The sequence below is a fragment of the Photobacterium aquimaris genome, from assembly GCF_002954455.1.
Lineage (GTDB): Bacteria > Pseudomonadota > Gammaproteobacteria > Enterobacterales > Vibrionaceae > Photobacterium > Photobacterium aquimaris.
In genome coordinates this window covers 543,806-560,659 of sequence record NZ_MSCC01000001.1, presented here as the reverse complement: position 1 = coordinate 560,659, position 16,854 = coordinate 543,806, and the positions used below count along the sequence as shown (strand labels likewise).

The 16,854-nt window shown below is 41.5% G+C and carries 19 protein-coding genes; 3 read left to right on the top strand and 16 right to left on the bottom strand.

Features of this window, described 5'->3' with window-relative positions; genetic code table 11:
* Positions 1-240: 240 nt before the first annotated feature.
* Positions 241-1,521 (top strand): outer membrane protein transport protein, encoded by a 1,281-nt coding sequence (locus BTN98_RS02415; protein WP_060997048.1) that lies wholly within the window; start codon positions 241-243, stop codon positions 1,519-1,521.
* A 78-nt stretch (positions 1,522-1,599) separates the two neighbouring features.
* On the opposite strand, the gene BTN98_RS02410 is transcribed toward BTN98_RS02415, so the two are convergent.
* The 10 genes from BTN98_RS02410 to ccmA all read right to left on the bottom strand — a co-directional run bounded on the left by BTN98_RS02410 (position 1,600) and on the right by ccmA (position 9,709).
* On the bottom strand, positions 1,600-2,403 hold the full coding sequence (locus tag BTN98_RS02410) for an MlaA family lipoprotein (RefSeq protein WP_060997049.1): 804 nt from the start codon (positions 2,401-2,403) through the stop codon (positions 1,600-1,602).
* 72 nt (positions 2,404-2,475) lie between these two features.
* Positions 2,476-3,765, bottom strand: coding sequence for a c-type cytochrome biogenesis protein CcmI (gene ccmI, locus BTN98_RS02405; protein ID WP_060997050.1), 1,290 nt, complete (start codon positions 3,763-3,765; stop codon positions 2,476-2,478).
* Entirely contained in the window at positions 3,762-4,274 is a 513-nt protein-coding gene (locus BTN98_RS02400; protein WP_060997051.1) for a cytochrome c-type biogenesis protein, read from the bottom strand. Before BTN98_RS02400 ends, ccmI begins: the two co-directional genes overlap by 4 nt.
* Positions 4,274-4,855 (bottom strand): DsbE family thiol:disulfide interchange protein, encoded by a 582-nt coding sequence (locus tag BTN98_RS02395; protein ID WP_060997052.1) that lies wholly within the window; start codon positions 4,853-4,855, stop codon positions 4,274-4,276. The genes BTN98_RS02400 and BTN98_RS02395 overlap by 1 nt, the downstream gene beginning before the upstream one ends.
* Entirely contained in the window at positions 4,848-6,839 is a 1,992-nt protein-coding gene (locus BTN98_RS02390) for a heme lyase CcmF/NrfE family subunit (protein ID WP_060997053.1), read from the bottom strand. Before BTN98_RS02390 ends, BTN98_RS02395 begins: the two co-directional genes overlap by 8 nt.
* Positions 6,840-6,842: 3 nt before the next feature.
* On the bottom strand, positions 6,843-7,325 hold the full coding sequence (gene ccmE / locus BTN98_RS02385) for a cytochrome c maturation protein CcmE (protein ID WP_060997054.1): 483 nt from the start codon (positions 7,323-7,325) through the stop codon (positions 6,843-6,845).
* Positions 7,322-7,528, bottom strand: a complete 207-nt coding sequence (gene ccmD, locus BTN98_RS02380; protein ID WP_060997148.1) for a heme exporter protein CcmD — start codon at positions 7,526-7,528, stop codon at positions 7,322-7,324. The genes ccmE and ccmD overlap by 4 nt, the downstream gene beginning before the upstream one ends.
* Positions 7,529-7,535: 7 nt before the next feature.
* Positions 7,536-8,267 carry a heme ABC transporter permease gene (locus BTN98_RS02375; RefSeq protein WP_060997055.1) on the bottom strand — a complete coding sequence of 244 codons (732 nt, stop codon included), beginning with the start codon at positions 8,265-8,267 and terminating at the stop codon, positions 7,536-7,538.
* Positions 8,268-8,385: 118 nt separating this feature from the next.
* The gene (gene ccmB / locus BTN98_RS02370; protein WP_060997056.1) at positions 8,386-9,054 is read right to left on the bottom strand and encodes a heme exporter protein CcmB; all 669 of its coding nucleotides are present in this window, start codon (positions 9,052-9,054) and stop codon (positions 8,386-8,388) included.
* Entirely contained in the window at positions 9,047-9,709 is a 663-nt protein-coding gene (gene ccmA / locus BTN98_RS02365; protein WP_060997057.1) for a cytochrome c biogenesis heme-transporting ATPase CcmA, read from the bottom strand. The genes ccmB and ccmA overlap by 8 nt, the downstream gene beginning before the upstream one ends.
* A gap of 276 nt (positions 9,710-9,985) precedes the next feature.
* Here ccmA and BTN98_RS02360 point away from each other — a divergent pair, with 276 nt between their 5' ends.
* Together BTN98_RS02360 and BTN98_RS02355 are read left to right on the top strand one after the other, a co-directional pair.
* Entirely contained in the window at positions 9,986-10,678 is a 693-nt protein-coding gene (locus BTN98_RS02360) for a hypothetical protein (protein ID WP_060997058.1), read from the top strand.
* 20 nt (positions 10,679-10,698) lie between these two features.
* Positions 10,699-11,004, top strand: coding sequence for an EscU/YscU/HrcU family type III secretion system export apparatus switch protein (locus BTN98_RS02355; RefSeq protein ID WP_060997059.1), 306 nt, complete (start codon positions 10,699-10,701; stop codon positions 11,002-11,004).
* A 25-nt stretch (positions 11,005-11,029) separates the two neighbouring features.
* On the opposite strand, the gene BTN98_RS02350 is transcribed toward BTN98_RS02355, so the two are convergent.
* From BTN98_RS02350 to BTN98_RS02325, 6 genes are all read right to left on the bottom strand, one after another.
* Positions 11,030-11,464, bottom strand: a complete 435-nt coding sequence (locus tag BTN98_RS02350) for a DUF2802 domain-containing protein (protein ID WP_060997060.1) — start codon at positions 11,462-11,464, stop codon at positions 11,030-11,032.
* Complete coding sequence (locus BTN98_RS02345) at positions 11,464-11,958, bottom strand: chemotaxis protein CheW (protein ID WP_060997061.1); 495 nt, start codon at positions 11,956-11,958, stop codon at positions 11,464-11,466. Before BTN98_RS02345 ends, BTN98_RS02350 begins: the two co-directional genes overlap by 1 nt.
* Positions 11,959-11,978: 20 nt before the next feature.
* The gene (locus tag BTN98_RS02340) at positions 11,979-12,704 is read right to left on the bottom strand and encodes a chemotaxis protein CheW (protein WP_060997062.1); all 726 of its coding nucleotides are present in this window, start codon (positions 12,702-12,704) and stop codon (positions 11,979-11,981) included.
* Positions 12,697-13,473, bottom strand: a complete 777-nt coding sequence (locus BTN98_RS02335; protein ID WP_060997063.1) for a ParA family protein — start codon at positions 13,471-13,473, stop codon at positions 12,697-12,699. Before BTN98_RS02335 ends, BTN98_RS02340 begins: the two co-directional genes overlap by 8 nt.
* Before the next feature lie 10 nt (positions 13,474-13,483).
* Entirely contained in the window at positions 13,484-14,647 is a 1,164-nt protein-coding gene (locus BTN98_RS02330; RefSeq protein WP_060997064.1) for a protein-glutamate methylesterase/protein-glutamine glutaminase, read from the bottom strand.
* Between the two features lie 74 nt (positions 14,648-14,721).
* Positions 14,722-16,848, bottom strand: coding sequence for a chemotaxis protein CheA (locus BTN98_RS02325; RefSeq protein ID WP_060997065.1), 2,127 nt, complete (start codon positions 16,846-16,848; stop codon positions 14,722-14,724).
* Between the last annotated feature and the right edge of the window lie 6 nt (positions 16,849-16,854).

Sequence of the window (16,854 nt, the reverse complement as noted above, 5' to 3'; positions counted from 1 at the left end):
AAATAGCAATCAGTCATAGTTATAACAAATTTATTTATTTTATTTTTCGTACAAGTGTACGCTCAAATTTCAGCTCCTGTCATTTATCGCACAAACAACACCCGATAAAAAACTTCAATATTAAATATTTGAAGTATAAAACACTTAATGACTCGCTTTTATAAGATAATTTTTAACGCACTTTATTGCTGCGGGTATCATTTAGCTTATTATTTCGATCAACAATAAGTTTTTTATACCATGCATAAAAATAAAATCACTCTAGCCTTAGCCATTACCGCAACTGTCGGCATCAGCAGCCAAGCTTCTGCCGCAGGTTTTCAGTTAGCTGAATATTCAGCAACAGGTCTAGGTCGTGCTTTTGCGGGTGAAGCTGCAATGGCTGATAATGCTAGCGCCCAATTCCGTAACCCTGCGATGCTAACGTATTTAAAAGGCATTCAAGTTTCTGCTGGTGCAATTTATGTTGATCCTAATATTGATATTGCAGGTTCACACTCAACTCTGGGTAAAACCAATTCAGCTGACTTTGCTAACAGTGCGGTTATTCCTAACTTTTATTTCTCTCGTCCATTAACCGATAAAGCCACCATTGGTTTAGCCGTTGGTACTCACTTTGGCATGCGTACCGATCTAGGTACTGATTTCAAAGCATCGATGTTTGGTAATCAAGCAGATGTACATACAGTTGAAATCAACCCTAACCTTGGTTACAAAATTAACGATCAATTCAGCGTTGGCGCTGGTGTACGTTATGTAATGGCAACAGGTCACTTTGGTGCAGCAAGCCCAATTACTATACCGAATATGATCAATAAAGGTCAGCACCTTAAATACATGGAAGGTGAAGATAATGCATGGGGCTGGCAAGCAGGTGCAGTATGGCAAATAGATGCCAATAACCGTATCGGTATTAGTTACCAGTCGGCGGTTAAACTCAACCTTGAAGGCCACGCTAATGGTCTTGGTTTTGATTTAAAATCATTAGCTCAACATAAACTGCCTAAAACACAATATGCCGGCTCATTACCGATTGAGTTACCAGCATCAGCTGAAATTGCTAGCTTCCACCAATTAAATGATCAGTGGGCAGTGCATGCGAGTGTTAACTGGACCGATTGGAGTGCATTTGAAAAACTAGAAGCCAATATTCCAGATCTTAATGGCCCTGTAGATATCAAACCAGAAAATTGGAAGGATAACTACCGCTTTGCTATTGGTACCACTTACCAAGCGACCAATAAGCTAGTTTTACGTTCTGGTATTGCCTATGACACCTCTGCGGTTGATGAAGCTAATCGTACGCAAACCATTCCTGAAACTGATCGTACTTGGTTAAGTGTTGGTGCAGGCTACGCATGGTCTGAAAATCTAACCTTAGACGCTGGTTTTACTTATATTTTTGCTAAAAAAGCCCACATGCTTGAGCAAGAAAAAGACATGCCAATATTAGGTAAGTTTGAAGGTCAAACATCAGGCCACATTTGGTTAGCAGGTGTTCAAGCTAGTTACCGTTTCTAATTTGATCCGCTATTAGCCACACACAAAAAGACCGCCTATTATGGCGGTCTTTTTATAGAGCATAGTTAATCAATAAAATTAATCGCTATCAATTTCATCTAAATAACTATCATCAAATGTATCACCTGTCGCTTGCTCACTCACTTTACCGTCACTGGCGGTGAAGTTCTTATACTGAATATACGCATCGCGAGTAAACAGATAAGGATCAGGTGAGTTATTTAGCATTGATTCTTGGTTCACTAAAGCCGCACGATCTTCCATACCCTCAAAGATCCACTTACCTAAGCCTTCCCAGAAATTAATTAAATTCAACGGGAAATACAGATCATCAACCGAATCTGTAAAACCTCTAAATGTGATTGGTCCATAAACAGGCAACATTAAATATGGCCCGTTACCCACGCCGTAATAACCTAGCGTATCACCAAAATCACGATCTTGAACTTTATTAATATCGGCTGCTGATGCAATATCAATCAGACCCGCTAAACCAAAAACAGTATTAATCCAAAAGCGGTTAAAATGGGTTAGCGCATCTTTGCCATGCAGTGTTAGCAGGCTATTCACCATCCCTGCAGGCTCATCAAGATTTGATAAAAAATTAGTAATACCTGTACGCGCAAAAGAAGGCGTATAGTTCACATAAGCAAGTGACACTGGACGTGCTACATACGGATCTACATAATTAAAGTTAAAATCCCACATTGCTCGGTTAAAGCTTTCAAACGGATCATATACTGCCGTTGCGGCCGCGTTATCACCATCAATATGATCAGTCACATTGGCTGAAACTGTTTGCTCACTGGCTTTATCGGGAGACTGTGCGCACCCCACAATGCCAAGGCTTAAAAAAATTATCAGTAATAGATTTTTCTTCAAAACATACACCTAATAAAAAACAGGCTGAACATTGATATTCAGCCTGTTTTATTCATTTTAGCAATTAATTAGTTAATATTGCTTATTAATGATAAACGCTGTTTCTCCACCCAGAGGAGTTTGGCTACTTTGACCGTACCAATCACCTTGTTTGGTCATCACGTTACCGTCGCTATCCACACGCGCTTTAATGATCATCTCTGATAGTGATGATAGCTGACGCTGTGGAATCATGCTGTCTTTATCTGTTAACGTAATCGTTAATGGGAACTTCGTCGACAACGGTAATTTTACCGCTGCAATTGGCATTGGCGAACCATCTGCATCATGCACCGAAATTATAATATTACCTTGCTTTGGCAACACCACGTTTTTACCTAGCGCTATAGTAGCAGTAACCTGCTTTGCTGTATCGGCATTTTGCGTTTCAGATTGTGTTGTTGTTTCATCGATTGCGGTTGGATCGGGTGCAACCTTTGAAGCATCGCCATCTGCAATACGCAATTTCGCACGCTCGATACTGCGAGTAAGCATTGGTGTACGTGAATCTTTAGGACCGATAAGTATTTTCATCATTGTCCAATAATCAACTGCTTGCTGGTAGTTTTTCTGCTCAAACGCATCAAATGCTAATAATGATAAAGCTTGAACGTTAGTGTGATCACTTTTGATAACTTGACGTAAAAGCTGGCGAGCAAGTTCACTTTGACCAGGCTGTCCACTTAGCATTAATGTTTGTGCGTAACCTAAGCGAATGTCAGTATCAACCGGGTTAAGATCATAAGCACGTTTCATTGCCATTTCAGCCGTTGCACCATCGCGGTTTGCAATAGCAATACGACCTAATAGTAACCATCCCATAGGATCATCACCATCTTTGTGCAATTTCGTTCTTAATGCCAAAGTAAGATCTGACATGTCTTGATCTGATAATGGTTCATTAGACGCATTATCGCCCATTAAACGTTGCGTTAGCTCTGGTAAGCGATTCATAGCTTGGTGCCATGCTTCAACTTTAGCACTACTACCGACTGCGCCATAAACACCGTAACAAATACCAACAATCAAAATCAGACCAGGTACAACCATCGCGGGGCTAACATAAGTCGCTTGTTTCTTTTCAGTAACAGGCAAATCATCCAGTAATGTTTGTTGTAAGTCTGTCACCATTTCTTGTTGGTTATCGACTAAACCTTCTTGCGATTCTTCTTCAAGCTCATGAATACGATCTTTAAAGAAAGCTTTATTAAGCTCATCTCGGCTAGCTTCATCGTCATATTCTTTACCGACATACATCGGGATCACAAAGATAGCGATAGAAATTAAAACCAAAACAGCGGTTAAAATCCAAAACAGGGTCATTTAGTTACCTTCGTCTTATTGGTTGTTTCAGTATCTTGCTGCGCCATTTCAGCTAACAACCCCTGTAAACGTTCCGATTCAACTTCATCAAGAGGCTGATCTTTAGTTAGCTCACTTTTTTTGCGTGAACGATAAACTAAGATAGTAAAACCAATCACAATAAACCCAATTGGGCCAGCCCATAAAATCATGGTTGATGCTGTCACTGCTGGATCATAAGTTACGAAATTACCGTAACGTGCAATCATATAATCAATGACTTGTTGATTAGTTTTGCCTTCTTTTAACAGCTCGTAAGTTTTCATGCGCATATCTTCTGCTAAAGTCGCATTAGAATCGGCGATGCTGTTATTTTGACATTTAGGACAACGTAAAGTCTCTGTCAGTTCTTGAAACTGTTTTTCTTGTGCTGGATTTTTAAAATCGTACACATCAATAGCAGCTAATGCAGGTGCTACCATCGAAAACGTCAGTCCAAGTGCAAAAATTAAAGCAAAAAAACGTTTCATTATGCTTTAACCTCCGCTTTGGTATTGTTTGCTTTCGCTTCCGCTAGCATTTTTTCATACAAAGGCTTGAGAGTTTTGTTCCAGTTTTCTGGATTAACATCACCCACATGGCGATAACGAATAATGCCATTAGCGTCAATTAAGAATGTTTCAGGTGCGCCATAAACGCCAAGATCCATCCCTAACATACCATTGCCATCAAACAAGGAGATCATATAAGGATTACCCAGCTCTTTGAGCCATCGAATCGCTTTAGGTCGCTGATCTTTATAATTTAGACCAATGATCTTCACCCCTTGATCAGCAAGCGTATTAAGATATTGGTGTTCAGCTTGACAGGTTGGACACCAGGTTGCCCATACATTAAGCAACAGTGGTTGACCTTTAAAAATCGTTTGCTGGTATTCCTTACCTGGCTCAAACAAATCTTCTAACTTAAATGCAGGTACAGGTTTACCTACCAGTACTGATTCAAGTTTTGTCGGATCGTCACCCGCTGCGTTACGAGTTAATTGGACCATAAACATCACAACTAACCCTAAAAACAACACTAAAGGAATAAATAATAGCTTCTTATTCATTAGTTAGCTTCGCCTCTGATTTTTTGTCATTCGCAGCAATATTAGCAGGCTTACGGAACCGATAACGCTTATCACTGATAGCAAAAGCACCGCCAAGCGCCATTAAGAACGCACCCATCCACATCCAGTTAACAAATGGCTTGTAATAGATTCGCACAGCCCATGCACCGTCATTACCTAAACGCTCACCCATTGCAACATAAAGGTCACGAGTAAAGCCACTATCAATTGCCGCTTCAGTCATCATTGAACCAGCAACAGTATAGAAACGCTTTTCAGCATGCAGAGTAGTAATATCGATACCACGACGACTAATTTCAAAGTCAGCCACATAGCCATCATAGTTAGGACCATCTGCATCGCGTAAACCTGCAAAGTGGAAATCATAACCTTTAACGTTCACTGACTGCCCTGGTGATAAACGTAAATCACGTTCAATACCGTAGTTCGATACTAATGTCATACCAATAATTGCTACAGCTAAACCAAGGTGACCTAGCATCATTGCCCAATGGCTTCGTCCTAACTTTCCTAAACCTTCAAGGAAAGGATGACGATGCGTTGCACGACGGTAGATTTCAACAAGGTGAAGAACAATGATCCACACCGCCATCATGACACCAACAACGGCTAATGGCTCAACAACGCTTGCGGTTAAGTAAATTGCCAAGAATGAGAATGGTACCGTAAATAGCGCACTCCATAACATTGGCTTTGCAATTGAAGCAAAATTATCACGCTTCCAGCGTACCAGTGGTCCCACACCCATTAAGAATGAGAATGGCACCATTAACCACGTAAATAGCGTATTAAAGAACGGTTCGCCAATCGATACTGAGCCTAAACCTAATTGTTTATGAACTAACGGTAATAGCGTACCAATCAGTACTACCAACAATGCAGCAACTAATAACAAGTTGTTTGCTAGCAAGAAGTTCTCACGCGAGAACAGCGCGTAGTTACCACGAGAACGAATTTGACCACCACGTAGTGCATAAAGTAGTAATGAACCACCAATAACCACCACTAAGAAGCCAAGAATAAACATACCGCGCGATGGATCTGATGCAAATGCGTGCACAGAAACCAATACGCCAGAACGTACTAAGAACGTACCTAATAAACTTAATGAGAATGCAGAAATTGCCAGTAATACTGTCCACGCTTTAAAAGTACCGCGTTTTTCAGTTACTGACAGTGAGTGCATTAATGCCGTACCCGCAAGCCATGGCATTAGTGATGCGTTTTCAACTGGATCCCAGAACCACCAGCCGCCCCAGCCAAGTTCGTAGTAAGCCCACCATGAGCCTAGTGCGATACCTAAGGTTAGAAATGACCATGCAGCAATTGTCCAAGGACGCGACCAACGAGCCCAAGCCGTATCCAAACGACCTGTCATTAATGATGCAATAGCAAATGAGAATGCAACCGAGAAACCTACATAACCCATGTACAACATTGGTGGGTGGACAATCAAACCCGGATCTTGCAATAACGGATTTAGATCACGACCTTGTACCGGAAAATCTGGCAATGTGCGTAAAAATGGATTCGACGTAATGATAATAAACAGTAAGAAACCCACTGCTACCATGCCCATCACGGAAAGTACACGCGCCACAGCTTCTATCGGCATACCGCGGCTAAATCGAGCAACAGCTGCAGCCCAACCAGCTTGAATAAGCACCCATAGCATTAATGAACCTTCATGGCCGCCCCATACTGCGGTTAAACGGTAATACCATGGCAGTAAACTGGTTGAGTTACTGGCAACATACGCTACCGTAAAATCATTGCTATAGAACGACCAGCTCAAAATACCAAACGACAATGCAAGCATGCCGAATATTCCGTAAGACAGTGGACGTGCCATACGCATCATTGCTTGGTTGCCAACAGTGGCACCATACAATGGGTAAATGCTGGCCAGCACCGATAGCGCAAGCGCGGCTATAAGTGCGAATTGGCCTAATTCAGGGATCATTGATCACTTACCTTGTAGTTGTTCTTCAGTGTACTGAAGTCGTTTATGGTTTATCTTCATTGCATCTGCCACTTCTGGCGGCATATATTTTTCATCATGCTTTGCAAGCACTTCACTGGCTTTAACTGTAGTCGGGTTAATTAATACACCCTGCGCCACAATGCCTTGTCCTTCACGGAATAGATCCGGCAAAATACCATCATAAATAACGGTAACTGATGGGCCAACATCTGCCACTTTAAAGGTGATTCGTAACGATTTAGGATCGCGCTTAACCGAACCCTTTACCACCATGCCACCAATACGCAACCTTTGACCTACTTCAGGTTTCGCACCACTATCGGCTTTACCATTAATTAACTCTGAAGGAGTATAAAAAAGGTTCATATTTTGGTTTAACGCATACAGAATTAAACCAACCGTTGCACCGAGTCCAAGCACCAACGCTAGTACTATTACTAAACGTTTTTGACGTCTTGGGGTCATAGCGTGTTCTCCAATGTTTTTGCTTCTTTAATGCGTTGTTCACGCGCCATTTTATTTTTAATTTCTCGTAACAAACGGCGTTTCGTTGTTAAGCTTGAAAATAAAATCCACAATATCGATAGAAAAGTAATTGCATAGGCACTCCAAACGTAACCTGCATACCCACCCATCGCAAAAAAATCTTTTATAGAATCAAAATACATAACCATCTCACTTCACCAACTTCTGTACCCAAGGGCGGTGGCTCTCACGTGATAGAATCTCATTACGTAACCGCACCAAAGTGACAGCAGCAAAGAAACAACCAAAACCAAGTAGCATCACTAGCAACGGCCATAGCATATCGTTCGACATCGATGGCTTACCAAATTTAGAAATTGTTGCGCCTTGGTGAAGGGTATTCCACCATACCACTGAGTAGTGAATAATCGGAATATTAATCACGCCAACAATTGACAAAATACCAGCTGCTTTAGCCGCTGTTTTGTGATCATCAAACGCGTTATACAAGGCAATCACACCAAGGTATAAGAATAATAGAATCAATTCAGAGGTTAAGCGAGCATCCCAAACCCACCAAGCGCCCCACATTGGTTTACCCCAAATAGCCCCTGTAATAAGGGCGATAAAGGTAAATACAGCGCCAATAGGTGCCATCGCAGCCGCTGCCATATCTGACATACGAATCTGCCACACTAGGCCAATGAAAGAAGAAATAGCCATAGTCACATAGATACTCATCGACCAAATTGCTGATGGTACATGAATATAAATGATTCTAAAGCTATCGCCTTGTTGGTAATCAGCAGGAACAAATAAGAGTCCCCATACAGATCCCACTAAAATGGAAATCAATGCGATAATAGAAAACCAAGGCAACAACTTACCGCATAATCGGTAGGTGTTTTCTGCTTTAGCGTAGGGATGTAACCACTTCCACATAATGCTCTCAACTTATAATAGATAGTAAATACGTCACTGAGAGTAAAGTTGTTACTCTCACTTTCTTTACCACTTCACCGTTTAAGCTAGGCGTCAGCGCTAAAGAAAAATTCATCGGCTAATTAACACTGATCCTTAGTGATGCTGCCACTGCAAACGGTGCCAGAGTCAATGACCCGACTAACATTGCTCCCAGAATGGCCAATTGACCATCATAGGCCATGCCTAAACTTGCCGCCTCAATGGCGGAGGTCGCGAATATAAGCACAGGAATATACAAAGGCAATATGAGCAAGCTCAATAAAACGCCACCTTTTCGTAATCCAACCGTTAATGCCATGCCAATTGCACCTAAAAAACTTAATGTTGGTGTGCCAATCAGCAAAGTTAATAACACTGCAATCCACGTATGCCAATTTAATGACAGTAAAATAGCCAGTAATGGGCTAATTAAAATCAATGGCAATCCAGTCAGTAACCAATGCGCGATCATTTTAGCAAATGCAGCCACCGATAACGGTACTGGCATCAGTAACATTTGCTCAAGTGAACCATCAAGGTAATCATCACGGAACAAACGCTCCATCGATAACAACGCTGCTAATAGCGCCGCAACCCAAATGATACCTGGAGCAATGCGTGCTAATAAATTAGGCTCAGGACCAATCCCTAATGGGAACAGCGTGATCACAATAATAAAAAACCATAACGGATTAAAAATATCCGCCTGGCGACGATAAGCTATCAATAACTCACGCCGAATAATTTGAACAAGGGTGTTAAGCATGGTTAGTATGCCCTAACTTAATTTTTCGTAACCGATCACTATTAACAAACATATCTTGGTGAGTAGTCAGTAACACCATTCCTCCACGCTCAGCATGGGATAAAAACAATGCTTCAAGTACCTTGACACCTTGCTTATCAATCGCAGTTAGCGGTTCATCAAGCACCCACAGTTTATGATTACTTAACCATAAGCGCGCTAACGCAACTCGACGTTGCTGACCTGCTGATAACTGCCCTGCACTAATATCTTCACGTCCTGCTAAACCAACATGGGCTAATGCTTGCCACAATGCATCATCACCACTGACTTTAGGTGTTCCTTTGAGATCGGAGCCTTGTTGACAAGTATGCATTGCCTGAAAAAAAGCCAAGTTCTCAAAGGCCGTAAGCTCGCGCTTTACGCCTGTTTGGTGACCTAAAAATAACAGTGATTGGTGATAATCTTCACGCGCAGTCGTAATATTTTCATTACACCACTGCACCTCACCACTATCTGAATGGCCTAAGCCCGCTATGATTCTTAATAAAGTCGTTTTACCAGCGCCGTTTGGCCCTTCAATTTGAACTAATTCACCGCTTGAAATAGTGAAGTTTAACTCATCAAATAAGACGCGTTCATCACGAACACAGCTCAAATTTGCTACTGACAACATAAAATGCTATATCCTAGGTGCCACAAAATAGCCGCATAGTACCACAATGGCTAACAAATTGGCTAAACTGCTCAGCTTCTTAGTCGTTAACTAACGTAAGTAATTGTGAAATAAATGCAAACTAAACTATTGCCAAATTCATCGCCCTTTATAGAAAAACTTTCGAAAATAGAAAGAATTACTACAATACCGACGAGTTCCAATTTACTCTCATCAACAATCACTGCTAACAATCAATCAAATTTGATCTCTCAGCTGCCGCAATTATTATTATCTATGAATAGCTTGCAACAATTAGTTACAAATTTATTGTTTCCGTTAAACTTAGGTACAGCTAAATCGTCACAATCGATGCCATCATCACTGCAACAATTGTTTAGCCAATTATTATTACCCAATAACCAAGCTGGATTAATCCACTGGCTGCAACACAATACCGGTCACCAAACATTAGCAAGCTTATTACTGCAATTATCGCAACCGTCAAGTCCACTCAAACAGTGGCTAAACCAATTGAGTCCTGAGCAACAACAAGAGTTTACCGCTTTACTTCGCCTTGCTGGTGAACAACGCGGCCCTGAAAACCTGCGTTCTCCTGATAGTCACCAACTGCACTTACAATGGGTGCAAGACAATGGTCAAACCATTGAGCTACAAATTAATAATCATCAAAAAAATAAAAGAAATACTGCTAAGGATAACAATAACCGTTGGACGGTCAAATTGAGCTTGCCTATTGGTACAATAGACACAGTGAATGTTATTGCTTGTTGGCACCAACAACAATTAAGCACTCGCTTTGAGTGCGTAAATCAGCAATTATTACTACGTATTGAACGGCTAACACCCTATTTAATTTCACGGCTGCAGCAATTAGGCATTAATAGCACGCCGCCCCAATATAAAAGGCTTACAGAGCAACCACTGCACACGCCACCAGCAATATCAGGGCTATCAATCAAAGTCTAATAACAGGGATTAAGTTAAATATGACAGCTAAACCAAACACGAATCAAGCGATTGCACTGCGTTATGATGGTAATAAAAGCCCTTATATTGCCGCTAAAGGTTATGATCAATTAGCACAACATATTATTGAACAAGTAAAACAACAAGGTGGATTAATTCATCAAGATCCAGTGCTGGCACAGTACCTTAATAGTTTTGAATTAGGCGATCATATTCCCGAAGAGTTATATCAGATTATTGCCGAGTTAATCGCTTTTTCATGGTACCTAAACGGCAAAACCCCTCCGGGCTGGGAAGGGTTTGAAAATATCGATATCACGGCATAATAGTATTAATGAATGATCGCAACCATCAACGTCGATAATGCTGTGGCATACTTCTTTGTAAACTCAACAGTAATTCAGCCTCAGCTTTAGGTAAATCACATTCTTTCATTAATTCGTCAACATCAGCGCCAAGTTCAACCATTTTACTGGCACGACTGTATAAGCGCCCACCAGAATCATTCATCGCGACTTCATTTTGACGCACTTCAACCCGGTCAATTTGCTCGATCAAATCAACTAATTTATCACTCATACCGATACTGCCAGTACGTAATTCGTGAAATTGTTTGGTTAAGCTTTCATTTTGCAACCGCGCATTTTTTAATACGGTTTCAATGGCTGCGAATTTGACTTCTAATGCCAACCTTGCTTGGCGCTCACGACGAATTAGCACTACTGCAGTTAGCGCAATCAGCGCAGAAATAACCACCGGTAACCATTGTTGAAGTAAGATATCCATTACAAATACGCCATCTCATCCCACTCGTCTTCAGACAGCAGTTTATTTAAATCGACTAAAATTAATAGCTGTCCATCACGGTTACTTACTCCTTGAATAAACTTGGCGCTTTCTTCTGTACCAACACAAGGCGTACTGTCAATTTCAGAGCTACGTAAATACACCACTTCAGCAACACTATCGACTAAAATACCAATCACTTGGGTTTCAGTTTCGATAATTACAATACGAGTACTGTCTGAGATTTGACCATGTTGTAAGCCAAAACGGGCACGAGTATCAATAACGGTAACAACATTACCACGTAAATTAATAATACCAATCACGTAATCAGGCGCGCCCGGTACAGGTGCAATATCTGAATAACGTAATACTTCACGCACTTGCATGACATTTATACCATAGGTTTCATTTTCTAATTGAAATGTAACCCACTGCAGTACTTGATCATTAACGCCATCTTTTTGAATTTCCGTTATATTCACTTGGGACATATTATTTCCTCTTTAATGCCTCAACTCGCGCCACTATTAACATCTAAGCCTTTATTCAACATTTGAACTAATGCATCAACATGGATCAGTGCACACATTTTTTGTTTGACCATTCCCGCTAACCACGGCCGCTTACCTGCTTGTTGTCGCCAACGAATATCTGTCGTCAATAATGTTTGCGTGCCATGCAAAATATCGCACGCTAATCCCCACTGACTATTGCCTAACATCACCATGTAACGATAATTCGCACGATAGCAATCATTAGTTAATTTATCGGCCATCACCCAGCATGCTGTATCAACAACATCAACATTATATTGGGCTAATGGTGCTAAGCCTAAATACCAACTTGGGCGACCAACAATCTGGTTTAATTCTCCAAGTCGATGAATCGATCCTAACTCTGTTAACGCCACCGCAAACATCATGCCATTGACTTCAAAAAACAACGCTTGAAACGGCTGCTGCTGACCATGATGCTGCCACGCAACATCTTCCGGTTCTGGTTCTGGTTCTGGTTCTGGTTCTGGTTCTGGTTCTGGTTCTGGTTCTGCATCAATAACAACCACTTGTGGCTCGGTTGCAACCTCTAGTGGTACTTGAGCCAATAACTGTTGTAATTGTTGTGACGATGACGGATCACAAAACCTTGGCGGCTGAGCCGACTCGGGTTCGGCATCTAATAACAAATCACCAAAATAATCATCCAATGCTTGTTCACTGGTTAAACGGTTATTATTCATTGTGTGCAAGCCTTGTTAAATGACTAAGTAACGTTTTGTAAGCAAATACTCCACGACAATTATGAGCATACAATGATGGCGGCATATGTTTAATACTGGCATCTCGAAATTTAGTATCAATCGGAATCGCTGATGCCCACACTTGATCAGGATAACGGGTTTTGAGATCTTGCAAAGTTTGCAATGATGCTCGAGTACGCTTGTCATACATGGTCGGCACAATAGTGACATCAAAGCCACCTGGTTTAGAACGCTGCATAATCTGCAAGGTACGCAACATGCGCTCGAGGCCTTTCATGGCTAAAAACTCAGTTTGTACTGGAATCAAAATCCGATCACTGGCTGCCAGAGCGTTGACCATCATCACCCCAAGAATCGGTGGGCAATCTATCAATACATAGTCATAGTCTGCGGCAACCGCGGTTAATGCTTTTTTCAATACTAATCCCATACCACTGCGGTTACCCATAGAGCGATCTAAAGTCGCTAATGACATATGGGCTGGAATAATATCAATATGGCTAAATGTGGTGCTTAAAATTAATTCTCTTACACCATCATAATCAATGTGTGGTAATTGAAATAAATCAAATAAACTGGCGGGCACATAATCAGCATCAAAATTCAAATAGGTTGTTAATGATCCATGGGGATCGGTATCAACCACTAATACCCGCTGGTTTTGTTCACTTAGTAATCCTGCTAATGCTATGGTAGTGGTCGTTTTCCCTACTCCACCTTTTTGGTTTGCAATACTCCAAACAACCACCTTTAACTCCTCACGACAAACCCAATTCAATTAAAATATATTCCGCAATGCGGTCAAGGGGAAGATCATGACTAGAAATACCCGCTTTAGCAACTGCTTGTGGCATACCATATACCACACAGCTATCTTCATCTTGTGCCCAAACAGTGGAGCCATTGGCTTTTAACATCCGTGCACCTTCGCGACCATCAGCCCCCATACCTGTTAGCACTATCGATAATACGCGATCATTAAACACTTTCGCCGCAGATCCAAAGCTGACATCAACACAAGGCTTGTAATTCATGCGCTCGCCACCATCAATAATGCGTAGTCGAGCTCCAACTGCCCGTCCATCAACCATCATCTGCTGTCCACCTGGAGCTAAATACGCCACGCCAGCGCGGAGTATATCGCCATTTTGCGCTTCTTTTACTTCAATACTACAGAGGTTATTTAATCGTGCCGCAAACGCTGCCGTAAACGTTGCAGGCATATGTTGCACTAAAATAATCGGATATGGAAAATTCGCTGGTAATTGGGTCAGAATTTTTTGTAATGCGACCGGCCCGCCGGTTGAGGTTCCAATTGCAACTAACTGATACTTTTTGCCTGAGGCGCGAAAACGTAATGGTATTTTGGCCGTCAGCGCGGGTTCGCTACCAGTGCGTCCCGTGTTTATTGCCGAAATAGCAGCGGGGCGAACTTTAGATGTCATCGCTGACATATTACGCCCAGGTGGCGTAGATAACGTCTTTATCGCAGGCGATGAAACATTATGACGCCGTAAATAAAAACGTTTTCCGGCTAATTCTGCGACCCGTTTTTGTAATAGATCGACCGCTTCATCACGATTACGGGCAATATCTTCAAACTTTTTCGGTAAAAAATCGAGGGCACCCGCATCAAGTGCATCTAAGGTCGCCTTGGCACCATCTTGAGTTAAAGAAGAAAACATCAAAATAGGCGTCGGGGCTATTTTCATTATTTCACGTACCGCAGTAATACCATCCATCACCGGCATTTCAATATCCATGGTAATAACATCAGGCTGTAACACTTTCACCAGCTCACATGCTTCTTTACCATTAGCGGCATTACCAACAACGGTTAGTCGAGGATCAGCATTAATAATCTCACTCACACGGCGACGAAAAAAGCTTGAATCATCAACCACTAACACCTTTATTGCCATTTGTTTTTATTCCTTTACCTAAACAATACCGTCAGCCTAATCACTGGCGGTCAATCGGTTATTATTGTTAGTAATTAACGTGTTACATAATGGTTTAATAGGTTCGGTACATCTAAGATAAGGGCTATATGGCCATCACTGGTAATGGTTGCTCCAGCCATACCCGGTGTGCCTTTTAGAAGTTTATCTAGCGGTTTAATCACCACTTCTTCTTGGCCGATTAGGCTATCAACCACAAAACCGACCCGTTGGTGACCGGTTTGGACAATCACCACATGACCATAATTACTATGTTGTTGATTACGGCTCGGTGATTTTTTCGATAACCAATCTTGTAGAAAAAATAACGGAATCGCTTTTTCACGCACAATAATCGTTAATTGACCATCAACAGTATGGGTTTTGGTTAAATCTAAATGGAAAATCTCATTCACACTCGCTAAAGGTAACGCGAATGGCTGCTGCGCCACGCCAACCATTAATGTCGGTAAAATCGCTAATGTCAGTGGCACTTTAATATCAATTCGGGTTCCTTTTCCTAACACCGAATTAATTGATATCGAACCGTTAAGTTGGTTGATGCTGGTTTTAACCACATCCATACCAACACCGCGCCCTGAAATATCTGAAATCTGTTTTTTGGTTGAAAAACCAGGGGCAAAAATCAGATTATAAGCATCATTATCACTTAACCGTGAAGCGGCATCGTGATCCATCATGCCGCGATCAATTGCAATTTGACGTAATTTATTGGCATCCATACCGCCACCATCATCTTCAATGGTTAACCGAATATGATCCCCTTCTTGTGACGCGGAGAGTAACACTTTACCTGTTGGCGACTTACCGGCTTGCTCGCGCACTGCTGGCATTTCAATACCATGATCAACCGAGTTACGTACTAAGTGCACTAAAGGATCGGCTAAGGCTTCCACTAAGTTTTTATCAAGATCAGTATCTTCCCCTACCATTTCCAGCACGATTTCTTTATTAAGACTACGGGCTAAATCACGTACTACTCGCGGAAAACGACCAAAAACTTTTTTGATAGGCTGCATGCGAGTTTTCATTACCGCACCTTGAAGATCAGCGGTAACAACATCCAGTGTTGATACCGCTTTAGACATTTCTTCATCGGTGGTATTTAACCCTAAACTCACCAAACGATTGCGCACTAACACTAACTCACCCACCATGTTCATGATGATATCAAGAGTTGAAGTATCAACACGTACTGTAGTTTCTGCTTGAGGCTTAGGTTTATCTTTCGTCACTGCTAGTACTGGTGGATTTACAGGTTCAACCACGTTGTTATTCGTGGCTAAATGCGGGTTAACCGCAACCGACTCAGCCTCTAATGGCGCAATAACTGCTGGTATTGGATCAACCTGAGGCCCACGACCCACACCATGTAATTCATCTAATAAATTTTCAAACTCATCATCTGTCATCAAATTATCATTAACAACCGCAAGATTGTCATTGGTTATGACAGATTCAGCAGTAACAGATACAACCTCACTACCAGGCGCGTTACCACTGCCATGTAACTCATCTAATAGCCGTTCAAACTCATCATCGGTAATATCGCTACTTTCAATACCACTAGCAATATTATCCGTTGCCGTTACTGCTACCGCTGAAGGTGATACTGCTACTGAAGAGGGAGAATTACCAACACCGTGTAACTCATCTAATAAACGATCAAATTCATCTTGAGTAATATCATCGATACTATCAGCATTAATTACATTATTTGATGACGGCACAATAACAGCCTCAGGCTCAACCTCTGTGGTTTCAACAGCAGTAGGCGGTAAACTGTAATGATGTAATTGATCCAATAATGTTTGATCAGCTTTAGTCAGTGGTTGGTGCGCTTGTACCTGTGAAAACATAACGTTAATACAATCTAACGCCGTCAAAATCACATCCATGAGATCTGATGTGACACTACGCTTACCCGTGCGTAGCAAATCAAACACGTTTTCAGCACCGTGGCAGGCATCAACTAGCTCAGCCAAAGATAAAAAACCAGCACCACCTTTAACGGTATGAAAACCACGAAAGATAGCGTTTAATAATTCACTATCGTCAGGACGACGCTCAAGTTCAACCAATTGCTCAGACAATAATTCAAGAATTTCCCCAGCTTCAATTAAAAAGTCTTGTAGGATATCTTCATCTAAATCAAAACTCATAAATTC